At 64.0% G+C, this 17,613-nt stretch carries 16 protein-coding genes; 14 read left to right on the forward strand and 2 right to left on the reverse strand.

All coding sequences use genetic code 11. The features are described 5' to 3' along the window. Window positions 1-72: 72 nt before the first annotated feature. Together OU994_RS26350 and greB are read right to left on the reverse strand one after the other, a co-directional pair. Window positions 73-738 (reverse strand): transposase, encoded by a 666-nt coding sequence (locus OU994_RS26350; RefSeq protein ID WP_281608333.1) that lies wholly within the window; start codon window positions 736-738, stop codon window positions 73-75. 88 nt (window positions 739-826) lie between these two features. Beyond that, window positions 827-1,387, reverse strand: coding sequence for a transcription elongation factor GreB (gene greB, locus OU994_RS26355; protein WP_131144358.1), 561 nt, complete (start codon window positions 1,385-1,387; stop codon window positions 827-829). 54 nt (window positions 1,388-1,441) lie between these two features. Here greB and OU994_RS26360 point away from each other — a divergent pair, with 54 nt between their 5' ends. From OU994_RS26360 to OU994_RS26425, 14 genes are all read left to right on the forward strand, one after another. After that, on the forward strand, window positions 1,442-2,893 hold the full coding sequence (locus OU994_RS26360; protein WP_281608334.1) for a sensor histidine kinase: 1,452 nt from the start codon (window positions 1,442-1,444) through the stop codon (window positions 2,891-2,893). Beyond that, complete coding sequence (locus OU994_RS26365; protein ID WP_131144356.1) at window positions 2,890-3,537, forward strand: response regulator transcription factor; 648 nt, start codon at window positions 2,890-2,892, stop codon at window positions 3,535-3,537. The genes OU994_RS26360 and OU994_RS26365 overlap by 4 nt, the downstream gene beginning before the upstream one ends. Window positions 3,538-3,825: 288 nt before the next feature. Then, a complete protein-coding gene (locus tag OU994_RS26370) occupies window positions 3,826-5,400 on the forward strand; it encodes a GGDEF domain-containing protein (protein ID WP_281608335.1) in 1,575 nt (524 codons plus the stop codon). 44 nt (window positions 5,401-5,444) lie between these two features. Next, on the forward strand, window positions 5,445-5,609 hold the full coding sequence (locus tag OU994_RS26375) for a hypothetical protein (RefSeq protein WP_281608336.1): 165 nt from the start codon (window positions 5,445-5,447) through the stop codon (window positions 5,607-5,609). Between the two features lie 76 nt (window positions 5,610-5,685). After that, window positions 5,686-7,155 (forward strand): flagellin, encoded by a 1,470-nt coding sequence (locus OU994_RS26380; protein WP_281608337.1) that lies wholly within the window; start codon window positions 5,686-5,688, stop codon window positions 7,153-7,155. A 346-nt stretch (window positions 7,156-7,501) separates the two neighbouring features. After that, window positions 7,502-8,971 carry a flagellin gene (locus OU994_RS26385; RefSeq protein WP_281608337.1) on the forward strand — a complete coding sequence of 490 codons (1,470 nt, stop codon included), beginning with the start codon at window positions 7,502-7,504 and terminating at the stop codon, window positions 8,969-8,971. A gap of 334 nt (window positions 8,972-9,305) precedes the next feature. Further along, window positions 9,306-10,775: a flagellin gene (locus tag OU994_RS26390; protein WP_281608338.1), complete on the forward strand. Its 1,470-nt coding sequence runs from the start codon at window positions 9,306-9,308 to the stop codon at window positions 10,773-10,775. 133 nt (window positions 10,776-10,908) lie between these two features. Continuing rightward, a complete protein-coding gene (locus OU994_RS26395) occupies window positions 10,909-11,310 on the forward strand; it encodes a flagellar protein FlaG (RefSeq protein WP_281608339.1) in 402 nt (133 codons plus the stop codon). A gap of 180 nt (window positions 11,311-11,490) precedes the next feature. After that, window positions 11,491-14,133, forward strand: coding sequence for a flagellar filament capping protein FliD (fliD, locus tag OU994_RS26400; protein WP_281608340.1), 2,643 nt, complete (start codon window positions 11,491-11,493; stop codon window positions 14,131-14,133). Window positions 14,134-14,159: 26 nt separating this feature from the next. Further along, the gene (fliS, locus tag OU994_RS26405; RefSeq protein ID WP_131144350.1) at window positions 14,160-14,600 is read left to right on the forward strand and encodes a flagellar export chaperone FliS; all 441 of its coding nucleotides are present in this window, start codon (window positions 14,160-14,162) and stop codon (window positions 14,598-14,600) included. Window positions 14,601-14,623: 23 nt separating this feature from the next. Then, the gene (locus OU994_RS26410) at window positions 14,624-14,956 is read left to right on the forward strand and encodes a flagellar protein FliT (protein ID WP_229420702.1); all 333 of its coding nucleotides are present in this window, start codon (window positions 14,624-14,626) and stop codon (window positions 14,954-14,956) included. Window positions 14,957-15,000: 44 nt separating this feature from the next. Continuing rightward, entirely contained in the window at window positions 15,001-16,302 is a 1,302-nt protein-coding gene (locus OU994_RS26415; RefSeq protein WP_281608341.1) for a flagellar hook-length control protein FliK, read from the forward strand. Continuing rightward, window positions 16,292-16,648, forward strand: coding sequence for an EscU/YscU/HrcU family type III secretion system export apparatus switch protein (locus OU994_RS26420; RefSeq protein WP_281608342.1), 357 nt, complete (start codon window positions 16,292-16,294; stop codon window positions 16,646-16,648). Before OU994_RS26415 ends, OU994_RS26420 begins: the two co-directional genes overlap by 11 nt. Then, window positions 16,648-17,406: a flagellar brake protein gene (locus OU994_RS26425; protein WP_131144347.1), complete on the forward strand. Its 759-nt coding sequence runs from the start codon at window positions 16,648-16,650 to the stop codon at window positions 17,404-17,406. The genes OU994_RS26420 and OU994_RS26425 overlap by 1 nt, the downstream gene beginning before the upstream one ends. The last annotated feature ends 207 nt before the right edge of the window (window positions 17,407-17,613 follow it).

Genomic DNA, 17,613 nt, shown 5'->3' on the forward strand with positions numbered 1-17,613 from the left:
GAAAAACCCAACGGCAGAAGCCGGGGTCAGACCCGACGGGTCTGACCCCAGGTCTTGCACTTGGGGTTGATATTACGTCGGCGACTCGCCACCATCAGAACCCATCGCAGCTATGCGTTCCATGAAAGCCTGCGTGCCAATTGCAAATTCCGCTTCTGTCGCGGTGCGAATACGCATCAGATCCTTCATCGACAGGGGTTGCCCGAACAGTGATCGATAAGCTCCGCGCCGAAATTCGCCTTCATGCCCAAGCCCCGCATACAGGGGATGTGGAGTGACCAGAGGATTTTCCTTCCCTTCTCCGTTGCACCGGTAACTCGACCACCGGTACTGTCCCGGATGGTCGGCCAGTCCAGCACGCACTGGGTTGAGCTCGACATACCGGTGGCAGGTTAGCAAGTAGGTTTCGCTTTCGACATACGCTGCCTTGTAGCGGCCTTCCCATAGACCGCCGGAGCGCCGGTATCGCCAATTGATGTACTGTGCATGGGCCTGCGCAACGCTCTTCATCATGTGTTGAACGTTGCCTGGGTCTTGAGGAGTCAGCAATAGATGCACATGGTTCGACATCAGTACATATGCATGTAGTGCGCAGACATGTAGCTCGACTGCCCCGCGCAAATGGTCGAGGAAATGTGACCGGTCGTTGTCGTTGAAAAAGCATGGTTGCCTGTTGTTCCCTCGCTGAATGACGTGCAAAGGCAGACCCGGCAACAGCAAACGGGGGCGTCGCGGCATAGTTCTCTCCCATGAAAGAAATGCCGCATTTTCTGTTCTGTTGGCAGCGGTCGAACTGTGCGAGCGCAAGAAAAGAGCTCGCCTCAGGCTACTCCGCAGCCGCCGGATAGCTCACTTCCAGTATCTCCAGCTCCTCCACCCCGGTCGGCGTATGCAGTGTGACGGTGTCGCCCTCGCGCGCCTTGGTGATCGTGCGGGCGATGGGGGAAATCCAGCTGACCTTGCCCTTCAGCGGGTCGAATTCGTCGATGCCGACGATCGTGATGGTGTTTTCGACACCATCCTGGTTGCTGTAGGTGACGGTCGCGCCGAAGAAGATCTGGTCGCTGCCGTGGTGCACGCTCGGGTCCACCACTTCGGCCAGGTCGAGCCGCTTGGTCAGGAAACGGATACGGCGGTCGATCTCGCGCAGGCGCCGCTTGCCGTAGATGTAGTCGCCGTTCTCGGAGCGGTCGCCGTTCGAGGCGGCCCAGTGCACCACCTTCACCACCTCGGGCCGCTCGACGTCGATCAGCTGCAGCAGTTCATCCTTGATGCGGCGGTAGCCGGCGGGCGTGATGTAGTTCTTGGCGCCGGCAGGAATCGGCGGCGCCAGCTGGACGTCGTCGTCATCGTCCTGCTCGGTTTCTTTCACAAAAGCTTTGTTCATGGGGAGTGGCGTTTCACGTATCATCCTGCTAATACGGAACGATTGTACACATTTATGCGCATTGCCCATTCCTGCCACGACGCCGTCTGGCAAGCCACCCGTTCCCAGCTCTTCCTGATCGATCCGCACACGCTGCACCTCCTCGACGCCAATCCCGCGGCCGCCCGGCTGTCGGGCGCTGGCGCGGGAGGCGATTTCGCTGCCATCGTGCCCTTGCTGCCCCGCGACCAGTTCGACGCGGCCCTGGGCGGCGGCGCCCTCCTCCACACCGTGCTGGCGCGCGCCGATGGCACGCCCTGCCGGGTGACGCTGCGCCTGGCCCATGTCCGGCACGGCGAGCGCGACTGCGTGCTGGCAATCGCCGAGGACGACAGCGCCGCCGAAGCGCTGCAGCAGGTGCAGTCGCGTTTCGACGCCATCGTGGCGCATTCGCCCGGCCTGGTCTACCAGTTCCGCCGCGAGCCGGATGGCCGGGTGTCCTTCCCCTACCTGAGCGAAGGCTGCCAGGCGCTGCTCGGCATGCCGGCGGCCGAACTGGCGGCGGAACCGGACCGCTTCGCCCACCTCGTGCTGCCGGAAGACCGCCAGTCGTACCTGGACTCGATGACATCGTCCGCGGCGACGCTGTGGAGCTGGAACTGGGAAGGCCGTATCTGGATCGAGGCGTGGAAGGACGTCAAGTGGATCAACCTGCGCGCCACGCCGCACGTGCTGCCGGGTGGCGCGGTGCAGTGGGAAGGCATCATGACCAACATCACCGAAAGCAAGCTGGAGCAGATGGAAGTGCGTGCCAGCCGGGCCCGGCTCGCCGAGCTGACCGCGCACATCGAGAAGGTCAAGGAGCAGGAACGCACGCGCATCGCGCGCGAGATCCATGACGACCTGGGCGGCAACCTCACCGCCATCAAGATGGCGCTGGCGATGCTGGCCGCTCGCTTGCCCGACGGCGACCCGGTGCTGGCGCAGAAGGCGGCCTATGTCGACGAGCTGGCCGACCGCACCATCGATGCGGTGCACCGCATCACACTCGACCTGCGCCCCTCCATCCTCGACTTCGGCCTGGTGCCCGCGCTGGAGTGGCAAGTCAAGGAATTCGCCGCGCAGGCTGGCCTGGCGTGCAGCTTCCAGTCCAACGAAAAGGACGTGAAGCTCGATTCGGACCAGGCCACCGCGCTGTTCCGTATCGTGCAGGAAGCGCTGACCAATATCGCCAAGCACGCCCAGGCGTCCAGCGTGGCGGTGCGCCTGCAGAGTACCCGGCAGCATGTCGGCGTGAAGATCACGGACAACGGCCGCGGCATCCGCGCCACCGATCGCGCCAAGCCCGGCTCGTTCGGCCTGCGCGGCATGGCCGAGCGGGCGCGGGCACTGGGCGGCACGCTCAGCCTGTCCCATGCGCCGGGCGGCGGCACCGTGGTCGCGATCCGCATCCGGCGCGCCTCCCCGGGCGACGGCCTGGAAGCGGCTACAATTCGGCCTGCAATCACCAAACAGGACGTACCATGAGCGACAAGGCAGCCATCAAGGTTTTCATCGCCGACGATCACGCGATCGTGCGCGAGGGGCTGAAGCAGATCCTGGCCGATACCCGCGACATCGTGGTCTCCGGCGAGGCGGAAAACGGCAGCGATGCGCTGCGCCTGTTCCGCAAATCCGGGTGCCACGTGGTGCTGCTCGATATCTCGATGCCCGACCGCAGCGGTATCGAGGTGCTGAAACAGATCAAGAAGGAAAAGCCCGAGCTGGCGGTGCTGATGCTGTCGATGCACCGCGAAGACCAGTACGCGATCCGCTCGCTGAAAGCCGGCGCGGCCGGCTACCTCACCAAGCAGAGCGCACCGAAGGAACTTGTCACTGCGATCAGGCAAGTCGCTGGCGGGTTAAAATACATCAGTCCCGCGCTGGCCCAGGAACTAGCCAACCACGTGGGCGAGGATCACGAAGCGGCACCACATGAAACGCTGTCCGACCGCGAATACCAGACCCTGACGCTGATCGCCTCGGGATTGACAGTGGGAGCCATCGCCAAGGAATTGTCGCTGTCGGTGAAGACCGTCAGCGAATACCGGGCGCGGCTGCTGGTCAAGATGAAATTGAAGAACAGTGCGGAACTGACGCACTATGCGATCAGGAATGGCTTGATCGATTGACGGTGCAATCGAATCGAGAGCTGATCGGATTGACGGCTCGATCGCTGCGGGTCGATCGTTGACGGTTCGATCATTGGCGGCTCGATCATTGGCGGCTCGATCGCTGACGGCTCGATCATCGCTGGCTCGACTGCCGGCTTGGTCGATCAATCTCCGGGATGGATAAGGTTTGGCAACTTCTGGTTCCGAAAATAAAGGAAATATGCCTCGCTACTCCGTGCTTCGGCTTAGCCTTCGTTGCCGTAACATACAGGCTATCGGTAATCCTTTGTAAAGGCTGCAAGCCAGATGTCGAGCAAACCCCCAGGTCAGGCGGACCAGAACCCGGCCGAAATCGCGCGAGAGGCCTTTCGCCGCCTGGCGGTGCGCCGCATCGCGCCCACGCCGGACGCGTATCGGGACATCTACAATGAAATCGCCGGCATCCCCGCGCCGCCACCCGTGGTGGCGGTCCCTGCCGACCCGGGCCCCGAAAACGTCCTGAACCGCTTTGCCGCGCGCATGTCCGAGCAGGCTTCCGGCGAGCTGGCCGACTTCGGCCGCCACTTCAACCGCGCCGTGAAAACCCGCGACTGGGATGCGTATGCCACGGCGCTGTCGCAACTGGCCGAGCTGCCGATGAAAAAGGGCGGAATCGAACTGGCGCCGATGGCCGACGGCGAGCAAACGCGGCTGCTGCGCGACCTGCTCAGCCGCACGCTGACCCTGGCGGTGGCCTCGCTCCTGTCCGGCGCGCCGGTCATGGCGGCGGAAGCCGAGGCCCTGGGCGCCGCCACCAAGGAAGCGCATACCGAGGCCGACCTGTCCGAGATCGCCGTGCGGCTCAAGCAGCTGTGCTACCAGATCGAACTCAAGCATGGCGACACGGCGGAACAGCAGGAATTGCTGTTGCGGCTGTTCCGGCTGCTGCTGGAAAACGTCAGCGAACTGCTCGATGACGATTCCTGGCTGCGCGGTCAGGTCGATACCGTGCAGGCGCTGATCGCCGGCCCGCTCGACCCGCGCGCGCTGGAAGCGGCCACCCGCAGCCTGAAGGACGTGATCTACAAGCAAAGCCAGCTCAAGCACAGCGTGGCGGACGTCAAGGCCACCGTGAAGAACATGGTCATGACGTTCATCGACCGGCTCGGCCAGGTCGCCGCGTCGACCGGCGACTTCCACCAGAAGATCGGCGCGTATTCGGAAAAGATCAGCCACGCCAACGACATTACCGAGCTGAACTCGATCCTCGACGAAGTGCTGCACGAAACCCGCGTGGTGCAGAACGAAGCCCTGCAGGCGCGCGACAACATGGTCAGCGCACGGCAGGAAGTGCAAGATGCGGAAGAGCGCATCAAGGCGCTGGAAACCCAGTTGCAGCATATGAGCGAGCTGGTGCGTGAAGACAGCCTCACGGGCAGCCTGAACCGCCGCGGCCTGGACGACGTGTTCGAGCGCGAAACAGCCCGCGCGGATCGGCGCGGCACGCCGCTGTGCATCGCCGTGCTGGACCTGGACGATTTCAAGAAGCTCAACGATACCTATGGCCACATTGCCGGTGACAGCGCCCTGAAGCACCTGGTCAAGGTGGTCAAGGAAACGCTGCGCTCGATGGATGTGATCGCCCGCTTCGGCGGCGAGGAATTCCTCATCATGCTGCCGGAAACCACGGTCGACGCGGCCGTTGCCACCATGACCCGGCTGCAGCGCGACCTCACCCGGCATTTCTTCATGCATGAAAACGAAAAGCTGCTGATCACGTTTTCCGCCGGCGTGGCGCTGCGCCGGCAGGGCGAAGACCAGGCCGCGCTCGTCAGGCGCGCCGACGCGGCCATGTACACGGCCAAGAAAACCGGCAAGAACAGGGTTGTCGTGGCGGAGTGAGGGTTTTCCTGCTGCCGTGGCGCACTTACTGATGAGTTTTACTGATGAGCCCGGCCCTGCCGGGCTTTTTCTTTGGTCAGCAAGATCGGCCAATTCCTGCTCAACAGTATGCATTGCCCTCTTATTTCTTCAAAAAAAATTCGATTCTCCGCAGAAAAAGCCTAAAGCTTTCCGCACGGATACCGTTACCTGAAACAACAGCGGCTTGATCGTCACAAGAACAGCGTGGCGGGCCAAAGTTACCGAGCAAATTGCCCAAACAGCAGCACCGTCTGGAGAGTCACCATGGCATCGGTCATCAACACCAACATCTCGTCCCTGAATTCGCAACGTAACCTGACGGGCTCGCAAGGCGCCCTGTCGACGTCCCTGCAACGCCTGTCTTCCGGCCTGCGCATCAACAGCGCGAAAGACGACGCTGCCGGCCTGGCGATTTCGGACCGCATGAATTCCCAGATCCGCGGCATGAACCAGGCGACCCGCAACGCGAACGATGGCGTGTCGCTGGCCCAGACTGCCGAAGGTGCCCTGTCCTCGTCCGGCGATATCCTGCAGCGCATCCGCGAACTGGCCGTGCAATCGTCGAACAGCACCAACTCGGCTTCCGACCGCCAGGCCCTGCAGACCGAAGTCGGCCAGCTGTCCTCGGAACTGAACCGTATTGCGCAAACCACCACCTTCAACGGCCAGTCGCTGCTGGACGGCACGATGGGTACCGCGAACTTCCAGGTCGGCGCCGATGCCAACCAGCTGATCTCGGCCAGTGGCGCGAACTTCCTGACCAGCACCTATGGCAACAACCGCGTGGCCGACGACCAGCTCGCCACCGTGACGAATGCCTCGAACATCACCGCCGGCACCGTGACCATCAATGGTGCACGCGGCTCGGCCGATGTCGATACCGTGGTGGCCGACGCTGCCGCCGTGCCGCCGGTGATCGGCGATACCGCGAAAACCATCGCCGACAAGATCAACAAGCAGACCGGCGACACCGGCGTGACCGCCACCGCCCGTACCGACGTCAACATGACGCTGACCTCGGGCACCGCATATTCGTTCGACCTGCAAGGCGACAACGGCACCGCGAAGACGATTTCGTTCACTACCGGCGCCGGTACCTCGGCCAGCGACTATGCATCGGGCATCAGCGCCATCAATGCGCAATCGGCCAGCACCGGCATCACCGCGCAGTACGACCAGGAAAACGGCGGCATCAAGCTGACCCACGCCAGCGGCGCCGACATCGCGATCACCAACAGCTCGCAGAACATGGACCTGGCCACCTACCAGGCCAACGGCGACATGAACACCGCGACGGCCGGCGTGACCGAAGGCGTGGTCAATGGCCGTATCACGATGGATTCGCCGCAGAGCTTCTCGATCGAAGACGGTGGCTCGGGCCTGGGCCTGGGTACCGCCAACAACGGTTCGTCGACGCTCAATTCGGTGGCCGGCCTGGATGTCACCTCGTTCGAAGGCGCCCAGCTGGCGATCAAGATCGCCGACGCGGCACTGGCAACGGTGAACAGCCAGCGCGCCGACTACGGCGCACTGCAATCGCGTTTCGCTTCGACGATCGCCAACCTGTCGACGACGTCGGAAAACCTGTCGGCATCGAAGAGCCGTATCGTCGATACCGACTTCGCGGCGGAAACCGCAAGCATGACCCGCGGCCAGATCCTGCAGCAGGCCGGTACCGCCATGCTGGCCCAGGCGAACCAGCTGCCGAACGGCGTGATGAGCCTGCTGCGTTAATAGAAACAAGGATCGATCGGAACAAGTATCAGATCAGGCACAAACGGCAAGATTACCTCTTCATCCCCGGCTTCCCGGGGATTTTTTTTGCCCGTCAAAGCGATGAAATGAAGGAGAAAAACCCCTTTATTCTCCCTAAAGGTTGGCCCGACACGGTCGATTTAGCGCGCCGTCGGCACGGGACTTTAGCCCCCAGCCGCGCAAATTTCCCTATGAAACGCCCTAAAGCTTTCCGCACGGATACCGTTACCTGGAACAACAGCGGCTTGATCGTCACAAGAACAGCGTGGCGGGCCAAAGTTACCGAGCAAATTGCCCAAACAGCAGCACCGTCTGGAGAGTCACCATGGCATCGGTCATCAACACCAACATCTCGTCCCTGAATTCGCAACGTAACCTGACGGGCTCGCAAGGCGCCCTGTCGACGTCCCTGCAACGCCTGTCTTCCGGCCTGCGCATCAACAGCGCGAAAGACGACGCTGCCGGCCTGGCGATTTCGGACCGCATGAATTCCCAGATCCGCGGCATGAACCAGGCGACCCGCAACGCGAACGATGGCGTGTCGCTGGCCCAGACTGCCGAAGGTGCCCTGTCCTCGTCCGGCGATATCCTGCAGCGTATCCGCGAACTGGCCGTGCAATCGTCGAACAGCACCAACTCGGCTTCCGACCGCCAGGCCCTGCAGACCGAAGTCGGCCAGCTGTCCTCGGAACTGAACCGTATTGCGCAAACCACCACCTTCAACGGCCAGTCGCTGCTGGACGGCACGATGGGTACCGCGAACTTCCAGGTCGGCGCCGATGCCAACCAGCTGATCTCGGCCAGTGGCGCGAACTTCCTGACCAGCACCTATGGCAACAACCGCGTGGCCGACGACCAGCTCGCCACCGTGACGAATGCCTCGAACATCACCGCCGGCACCGTGACCATCAATGGTGCACGCGGCTCGGCCGATGTCGATACCGTGGTGGCCGACGCTGCCGCCGTGCCGCCGGTGATCGGCGATACCGCGAAAACCATCGCCGACAAGATCAACAAGCAGACCGGCGACACCGGCGTGACCGCTACCGCCCGTACCGACGTCAACATGACGCTGACCTCGGGCACCGCATATTCGTTCGACCTGCAAGGCGACAACGGCACCGCGAAGACGATTTCGTTCACCACCGGCGCCGGCACCTCGGCCAGCGACTATGCATCGGGCATCAGCGCCATCAATGCGCAATCGGCAAGTACCGGCATCACCGCGCAGTACGACCAGGAAAACGGCGGCATCAAGCTGACCCACGCCAGCGGCGCCGACATCGCGATCACCAACAGCTCGCAGAACATGGACCTGGCCACCTACCAGGCCAACGGCGACATGAACACCGCGACGGCCGGCGTGACCGAAGGCGTGGTCAATGGCCGTATCACGATGGATTCGCCGCAAAGCTTCTCGATCGAAGACGGTGGCTCGGGCCTGGGCCTGGGTACCGCCAACAACGGTTCGTCGACGCTCAATTCGGTGGCCGGCCTGGATGTCACCTCGTTCGAAGGCGCCCAGCTGGCGATCAAGATCGCCGACGCGGCACTGGCAACGGTGAACAGCCAGCGTGCCGACTACGGTGCACTGCAGTCGCGTTTCGCTTCGACGATCGCCAACCTGTCGACGACGTCGGAAAACCTGTCGGCATCGAAGAGCCGTATCGTCGATACCGACTTCGCGGCGGAAACCGCGAGCATGACCCGCGGCCAGATCCTGCAGCAGGCCGGTACCGCCATGCTGGCCCAGGCAAACCAGCTGCCGAACGGCGTGATGAGCCTGCTGCGTTAATTCATCGGCATGACCGGCAGCCCCCGCTGCCTGAACAGTAAAAAATCCCCGGACTGGGCCGCCAGCCGGGGATTTTTGCGCGGTTTCCCCGGCCGCGAAGAATCCTTCGTGCCTCATCCCGAGGCGCTGCAAGCCTGCCTTGCGGCGAGCGAACCTCCTCCCGTGTCAAAAGTAAAATAAATCCACAAGGCAAAAAATACTTCCGCAAATCCCTAAAGGATTCCACACGGAAACCGTAACCAGATACAACAGCGGCTTGATCGCCCCAGAACACGGGGGCGGGCCAAAGTGAACGAGCAAATGCCGAATCGAAGTATCTGTCTGGAGTAATACTATGGCTTCCCCAATCAACACCAACGTCGCATCCCTTAACTCGCAGCGTAACCTGAGCCAGTCGCAATCCGCACTGTCCACCTCGCTGCAACGCCTGTCCTCCGGCCTGCGCATCAACAGCGCAAAGGACGACGCTGCTGGCCTGGCAATTTCTGACCGGATGAATTCCCAGATTCGCGGCATGACGCAAGCGACCCGTAACGCCAACGATGGCGTGTCGATGACGCAAACCGCTGAAGGCGCCCTGTCCTCTTCCGGCGACATCCTGCAGCGTATTCGTGAACTGGCCGTGCAATCGTCGAACAGCACCAACTCGTCGAGCGACCGCCAGGCCCTGCAGACCGAAGTCGGCCAGCTTTCCTCGGAACTGAACCGTATCGCGCAAACCACCACGTTCAACGGCCAGTCGCTGCTGGACGGCACGATGGGTACCGCGAACTTCCAGGTTGGCGCCGATGCCAACCAGCTGATCTCGGCCAACGGTGCGAACTTCCTGACCAGCACCTATGGCAATAACCGCGTTGCCGATGACCAGATCGCCACCGTGGGCAATGCCACCAACATCACCGCCGGCTCGCTGACCATCAACGGCGCACGCGGTTCGGCCACGGTCGATACCGTCGTCACCGATGCCGCCGCCACGCCTCCGGTGGTGGGCGACACCGCGAAAAGCATCGCGGAAAAGATCAACAAGCAAACCGGCGACACCGGCGTGACCGCCTCGGCCCGCACCGACGTCAACATGACGCTGGCCTCCGGCACGGCGTATTCGTTCGACCTGAAAGGTGACAACGGCACCGCGAAGACGATTTCGTTCACGACCGGCTCCGGCACCTCGGCCAGCGACTATGCATCGGGCATCAGCGCCATCAATGCGCAATCGGCCAGCACCGGCATCACCGCACAGTACGACCAGGAAAACGGCGGCATCAAGCTGACCCACGCCAGCGGCAACGATATTGCGATCACCAACAGTTCGGAAAACATGGACCTGGCGACCTACCAGGCCGATGGCGACATGAACACCGCGACCACCGGCGTGACCGAAGGCGTGGTCAATGGCCGCATCACGATGGACTCGGCACAGAGCTTCTCGGTCGAGGACAGCACTACCGGCCTGAACCTGGGTGGCGGCAACGGCGGTTCGTCGACGCTGAACTCGGTGGCCGGCCTGGACGTGACGTCGTTCGAAGGCGCCCAGCTGGCCATCAAGATCGCCGACGCGGCACTGTCGACGGTCAACAGCCAGCGCGCCGAATACGGTGCACTGCAGTCGCGCTTCTCGTCGACGATCTCGAACCTGTCGACGACGTCCGAGAACCTGTCGGCTTCGCGCAGCCGCATCGTCGATACCGACTTCGCATCGGAAACGGCCGCAATGACCCGCGGCCAGATCCTGCAGCAGGCCGGTACCGCCATGCTGGCCCAGGCGAACTCGCTGCCGAACGGCGTGATGAGCCTGCTGCGTTAATCCGCTGCGTAATCGATCCGCAATGTGAACCGGCAAACGCCCTGCATGCCGGTTCGCAGGCTGGTTCATTCCGCACTCGGTTCCCCGCCTGGTCTCATCCAGTCGGGGAATTTTTCGCATTCAGGAATCCATCATGACAATCGACCCGCTCGGCATCAACTCGGCTCCCAGGCTGGACCGGGGCTACCCTGCACAGGGCGCGCAGCCGAACACCAGCCGCCCAGCCGCGGCAACCCCGCCGGCTGCCTTGGCTACCAACGCAACGGAAGCGGCCGACCCCGCCGTGCAAGCCGGCATCGATCCGGCAACCGGCGCGCCGACCGACGAATTGAAGGAAGCCGTTGGCAAGCTCAATGCTTCGGTACACGCGCAAAACATCGAGTTCTCGATCGATGAAGAAAGCAAGCGCACCATCGTCAAGGTCATCGACACCGAAACAAAGGAAGTCGTGCGGCAGCTGCCCACCAAGGAAGCCCTCGAAATCGCCAAGTCGCTCGACAAGGCTTTCGGCGTGCTGATCCGCCAACAAGCCTGACCGCCCGCGGTCCTCACCGTGGCCCGTATGCGGGGCCGGCGCCCCAACCCGGGCGTCGGCCCCGTTCTCTTTGCGCTACCATCGGGCTCATCACCCGAACTGGGCGTTCTTTCCCCCTCTCAAGTCTCGTTTGATTCTGCCGATAATAAAATACATTATCGCTTTCTCAGGAGCACAGCCGTGGCAACTATCACCGCATCCGGCGGCGTACTAGACGTCAGCAGCATCGTTTCCCAGCTGATGGCTGTCGAACAACAGCCGCTGGCCAAGTTCCAGCAAAAGCAGGCGTCCTACCAGGCGTCGCTGTCCGCCTATGGTTCGCTGTCAGGCGCCATCGGCGTGTTCCAGTCCTCGCTTGGCGCGCTGACCAAGGCGGCCGACTTCAACGCGCTCAGCGCCACGCCGAGCAAACCCGATATCCTGACGGCCTCGGCAACGTCGAAAGCCGTGGCCGGCAATTACAAGGTCAGTGTCACGCAGCTGGCCCAGGCGCAGACGCTGACGACACCGGGCATCGCCAGCAACAAGTCCGCGATCGGCCTCGGTGGCAAGACCACGCTGTCGTTCCAGTTCGGCAGCGTCAGCGGCGGCTTCGGCCTGGCCGGCACCGGACTTGGCAGCAGTGTCGCCACCAACGGCATCAGCAACGGTTCGCTGACGATCAACGGCACCGCGATCGCCACCGACAGCACCACCACCAGCGCCCGCGCGCTGGCCGAAGCCATCAATGCGAAAAGCACCACCACCGGCGTGACCGCCACGGCCACGCCTGCCACCACGGACGGCACGCTGTTCAGTACCTTCGGCGACGTGTCTACCGCGACCGGAACCTATGCGCTGAAGGTCGGCGGTGTTGAAATCGCCGCGCTGGGCGCGGACGCCAGCGGCATCTCGGCGGCATCGCTCGATGCCACCCTGGCCGGGCCGAGCACCGAGTTGACAGCGCTGACGAACGCCGGCATCAGCTTCACGGGCACGGCGGCAGGCGGCGACCTGGTATTCACGCGCGCCGACGGTGCCAACCTGGAAATCGAGGAAGTCGTGACGGGCGACGTCATGGGCGGCATCGGCAATGCCGACAATGCCGTGAACGCCGGCTTCAGCGCCACCGCCACCAGCACCGTCGCCCTGAACGCCGCGAACGCCAGCCCGATCACCATCGCCGGCAGCAACCCTGCCGCGGCGGGGCTCACGGCGGGCACGGGCGGCGCCTATCTCGGCGGCGCCTTCACGCAGGACGCCAACGTGGCATCCGGCACGGTCACGATCGATTCGACCAACAATTCGCTGGAAGGCATCCGCGATGCCGTCAACAAGGCCGGTCTCGGCGTGACGGCCACCATCGTGTCGGATGGCAGCAGCACGCCGTATCACCTGGTGTTCACGTCGAATGCCACCGGCGCCAACTCGTCGATGAAGATCTCGCTGTCCGGCACGGAAACCGATCCGCCCGATGCCGCGCTGGCCGACCTGCTGGGCTACGATCCGTCCGGCACGCAGAAGATGACGCAGACCTCCGCCGCGCAGGATACCAAGCTGACCGTGAACGGCATTGCCGTCACCAGCAAGTCGAACAATGTGAGCGAGGCGATCCAGGGGGTGAGCCTGACCGTCACGCAAACCGGCGACAGCACGCTGGCCGTCAGCCGCAACACATCGCAGGTGAAGACCAACGTCGAGGGATTCGTCAAGGCCTACAACGACCTGGCCGGCTCGCTGAAGAAGCTCACGGGGTATAACGCCGATACCAAGTCGGCCGGCGTGCTGCAGGGCGATTCCACGGCCCAGTCGATCCAGTCGCAGATGCGGCGCATGCTGACCTCGAACATCACCGGCATTTCAGGCGCATTCAGCAGCCTGAGCGACGTGGGCATCGGCTTCACGAAGGACGGCACGCTGGCACTCGATTCGACCAAGTTCCAGAAGGCGATCGACACCAATTTCGCCGATATCGGCACGCTGTTCGGCGCCGTCGGCAAGACCACCGACAACCAGGTCTCGTTCACCAGTTCGAGTTCCGCCACCAAGCCCGGCACGTATGACCTGGAAATCACGCAGATGGCCACCCAGGGCGCACTGACGAGCGGTGCGGCGGTACCGGCCAGCACCACCATCGCGGCCAATACCACATGGTCGGTCACGCTGAACGACACCACGCCCAGCAGCAGCAAGAACATGGCCATGGTCACGATCCCGGCCGGCACCTACACGCCAGCCGAATTGGCCAAGGTGGTGCAGTCGTCGATCAACGGCACCACGGCGTTCTCCAGCGCGGGCAACTCCGTGACGGCATCGATCGACGCCGACGGCAAGCTCGTCGTCTCCTCGGCGAAGTACGGGTCGACCTCGAACATCGCCCTGGCCGCTGGCACCGGCACCACGACCGACAGCCTGTTCAGCGGCAGCACCGCGGTGGCCGGACTGGACGTGGAAGGCACCCTTGGCGGGCATCCGGTCACCGGCTCGGGGCAAACCATGACGGGCAAGGCCGGCACGGATGTCGAAGGCCTGAAGATCGAGATCAGCGGCGGCACGGCCGGCCCGCGCGGCACTGTCAGCTTCTCGCAGGGCTACGCGTACCAGCTGAACAACCTGGCCACCACGATGCTGGGCAAGACCGGCCAGATCGCCAGCCGCACGGACGGCATCAACCAGTCGATCAAGAGCGTCCAGAAGCAGAGCGACGCCTTCACCGACAAGCTGGCCGGCATCGAAGCCCGCTATCGCAAGCAATATGCCGCGCTGGATGTCATGCTGTCGAATATGCAGACGACGTCCAACTACCTGACCCAGCAGTTGTCGGCCCTGGCCGCCAACAGCTAAGAGCAACAAGGAACAAGGAGAACATCATGTTCGGAAGCCCGCAACGCGGCGTCAATGCCTACGCCAAGGTCGGCCTGGAAACCGGCATCGCGGCAGCCTCGCCGCACAAGCTGATCACGATGCTGTACGACGGCGCCGTGGTCGCCTTGATCAATGCCACCAACCATATGAAGTCCGGCAATATCGAAGCGAAAGGCAAGGCCATCTCGCACGCGATCCAGATCATCGACAATGGCCTGCGCGCCAGCCTGGACAAGGAAGTGGGCGGCGAGATCGCGAAGAACCTCGATGCGCTGTATGAATACATGAGCGCGCGCCTGCTCACCGCCAACCTGCAGAACCAGGTCGAGATCCTGGACGAGGTGCGCGGCCTGCTGACCGACCTGCGCGAGACGTGGAAGCAGATCGGCGAGGATGGCGGCGCCGCGCAAGCCGGCGGTGCCCCCGTGGCCAACCGCAAGCAATGACCAGTTTCCGGGACAACCGAACGATGACGATGACCAATCACGACGTGCTGTGCGTGTATGCGGCGATGGGCGAACTGACCAGCCAGATGGTGGCGGCCGCCAACGCTTCCGACTGGGAACACCTGCAAGAGCTGGAACAGCGCATGAATGCGCACGTGGCCGTGCTCAAGGTCAACGAGGGCATGGTGCGGCTGGAAGGCGAAGAGCGCGCCCGCAAGGCTTCGCTGATCAAGCAGATGCTGGACGACGACCGCAAGGTGCGCGACCTGATCACGCCATGGATGGCGCAGCTGTCGCGGCTCATCAACAGTACCGGCACCGAGCGGCGCCTGGTCAACGCCTACGGCGGCGTCTAGGCCGCAACGTGCGTTAGCTGAACGGTAACGGGAGAACACAAGCAGTGCAGACGCGGCTCGATTCTGCCGGGCTGCGGCCCCTGGTACCCGGCGGTGGCCCGACGGTCGCCGATCCCCGGCAGGCCGCGTTCCAGCGCACGCTGGAGAAGATGGTGGGCAAGACCCAGGACGCCGAAGTGCTGGCGAAAATCCCCGACGGCAGCTACCTGGTGCGGGTGGCCGGTACCAACGCCCGCATGATGCTGCCCGGCGGCACGCCGGTCGGCGCCCAGATCGCGCTGAACGTGGTGGCCGCGCAGCCCCGGCCGCTGCTGCAGGTCGGCACCGCGCCGCCCCAGCCCGCCACGGTGTACACGCCGCCCGCCGCCACGCCATCCCAGCCCGCCACCGCCACTCCCCTTCCCGCCACCGCGACTTCGTTGTCCGGCGCCCAGCAACCCGCCGCCGGTGCCGCAAGCGGCACGCAAGCCCGCCCGATGAGCTCGGCCGCGGTATTGCTGAACAAGGCGCCGCTGATCGCCGCCGACCAGCTGCCCACCCTCGATCACACCACCGCCCAGGCCACGCTGAGCCCCGCCGCGCGCGCCATCGCCAGCGCGCTGACGCAGGCCTACACCCCGCCCGGCGCGCTGGTGACGATCCATGGCAAGGGCCCGCTGGCCGCGGCCGGCGCGCCCGATCCCGAGCGCGTGGAAGCGGCCCTGAAAAACGCGCTGGGCGACTCCGGCCTGTTCTATGAATCGCACGTGGCCGAATGGGCCGAAGGCAAGCGCAGCCTGCAGGACCTGGCGCGCGAACCGCAGATGCAGCGCATGACGGCGCAGCAGGCGACTTCCGAAGCGGTGGCGCGCGCGATGGGCGGGCCCGACCTCTCCGCCGCGCAGATGATCAACCTGCAACTGCACGCGCAGGAACAGGGCAAGGTGCAGTGGCATGGCGAGGCATGGCCGGGCCAGCCGATGCAGTGGGAAGTGGAACGCGAAGGCGGCGAAGGCCGTTCCCGCGGCGGCCGCCAGGAGGAAGACCCGGCCGAGGGGCAGCCGGTATGGCGCAGCGGCGTGCGCTTTTCGCTGCCGCTGCTGGGCAAGGTGGCGGCCAGCGTCACGCTGGTCGGCGACCAGGTGCACGTGACCCTGCAGTCCGGCACCGCCGACACGGCCACCGACCTGCGCGCCTGGTCCGGCATGCTGCAGGAGGCGCTTGCCGCGGCCGGCGCGCCCTTGTCGTCGCTGTCGATCGCGGCGGAACGCGCTGCCGGCACGGACACGGGAGCCGACCCGGCCGCCAGCCCGGGAGATGTGGCGGATGCCGCGCCAGCGGCGGAAGGGAACACCGATGCGCCGTGACGAAGGCCCGAAGCGCCCGTTCCAGAGCGCGGTCGCCCTCGCCTATCGCGACGGCTCGGGGGCGCCGAAAGTGGTGGCCAAGGGGCGCGGGCTGGTGGCCGAGCAGATCATCGCCGTGGCGGCCGAAGCGGGGGTCTACGTGCACGAGTCGAAGGAACTGGTGTCGCTGCTGATGGACATCGATCTCGACCGGCAGATTCCGCCCACGCTCTACCGTGTCATTGCGGAACTATTGGCCTGGCTTTATCATATCGAGGCAGCAAAAAAATCCGGCATGGCGCCACCGCCCGCCCCCGATACCGAAGCTGCCCTCCCCCCTTCCACATCTACCTCTGGCGAACCCTGATGCAACCCTTCATTCCGGACACGGATACCGAAAACTGGCACGATTTCGAGGTAGGATCGCGCCGTGAAATCATTGCGCTGCTGCGCGCAATCTCCGACAAGAAACAGGAAGTACGCGTGGCCGCACGCGACGGCGGCGCCGTGTACACCACATCGATCCTGGATGTCGACGGCGATGCCGGCACGGTGCTGATCGACCGGCCGCTCGACCCTGATTACGAGCGCGCCCTGCTCTCCGGCGATGTCTCCTTTGAAACATCGCTCGACAAGATCCGCATCTTCTTCGGCACCGAACAATTGCAGGCATCGCTGCATGACGGCAAGCCGGCGCTGAAAATGGCCGTTCCCGCCAGCCTGATCCGGCTGCAACGGCGCGAGTACTACCGGATGGCGACACCGCTGACGAACCCGGTGCGCGTGACGATCCCGATGCCGCCCGAGCTGGGCGGCGGCGTGGCGGTGTTCCCGCTGGCCGACATCAGTGTCGGCGGCATCGCCATCCTCGACAACCGCTTCGTGCTGGGCGACACCATGGGGCGCGATTATGCGGAATGCCGCATCGAATTGCCGGACCTGGGCAATATCACCACCGGCCTGCAGATCCGCAACAGCCACGACATCACGCTGCTGAACAACAACCCCAACCGGCGCCTCGGCTGCCAGTTCATCGACATGGGCCGCGGCGCGGCCGCCGCCGTGCAGCGCTATATCACCAAGCTGGAACGGGAACGCAACGCGCGGATCGCCGGATTAGGCTGACCGTCTGCGGCAACCCCCAAGGACGAACGGCTGGGGTCAGACCCGCCGGGGTGTAGCAGGGGTTTCGCGAAGCCTGCTTCGCGCGTGCGGAACGATGCTGGCATGCATGCCAGCATTCCTCCCTGACCCCAGCCCTTCGCCGTTGGGGTGAATGCATGCGCTTCAATGTGCCGGACGATGCTTAACTTAATAGCATTGGGCACAGAC

Origin of the sequence: Pseudoduganella sp. SL102 (assembly GCF_027856995.1) — a bacterium.
GTDB classification, from domain to species: Bacteria; Pseudomonadota; Gammaproteobacteria; order Burkholderiales; family Burkholderiaceae_D; genus Rugamonas; species Rugamonas albidiflava.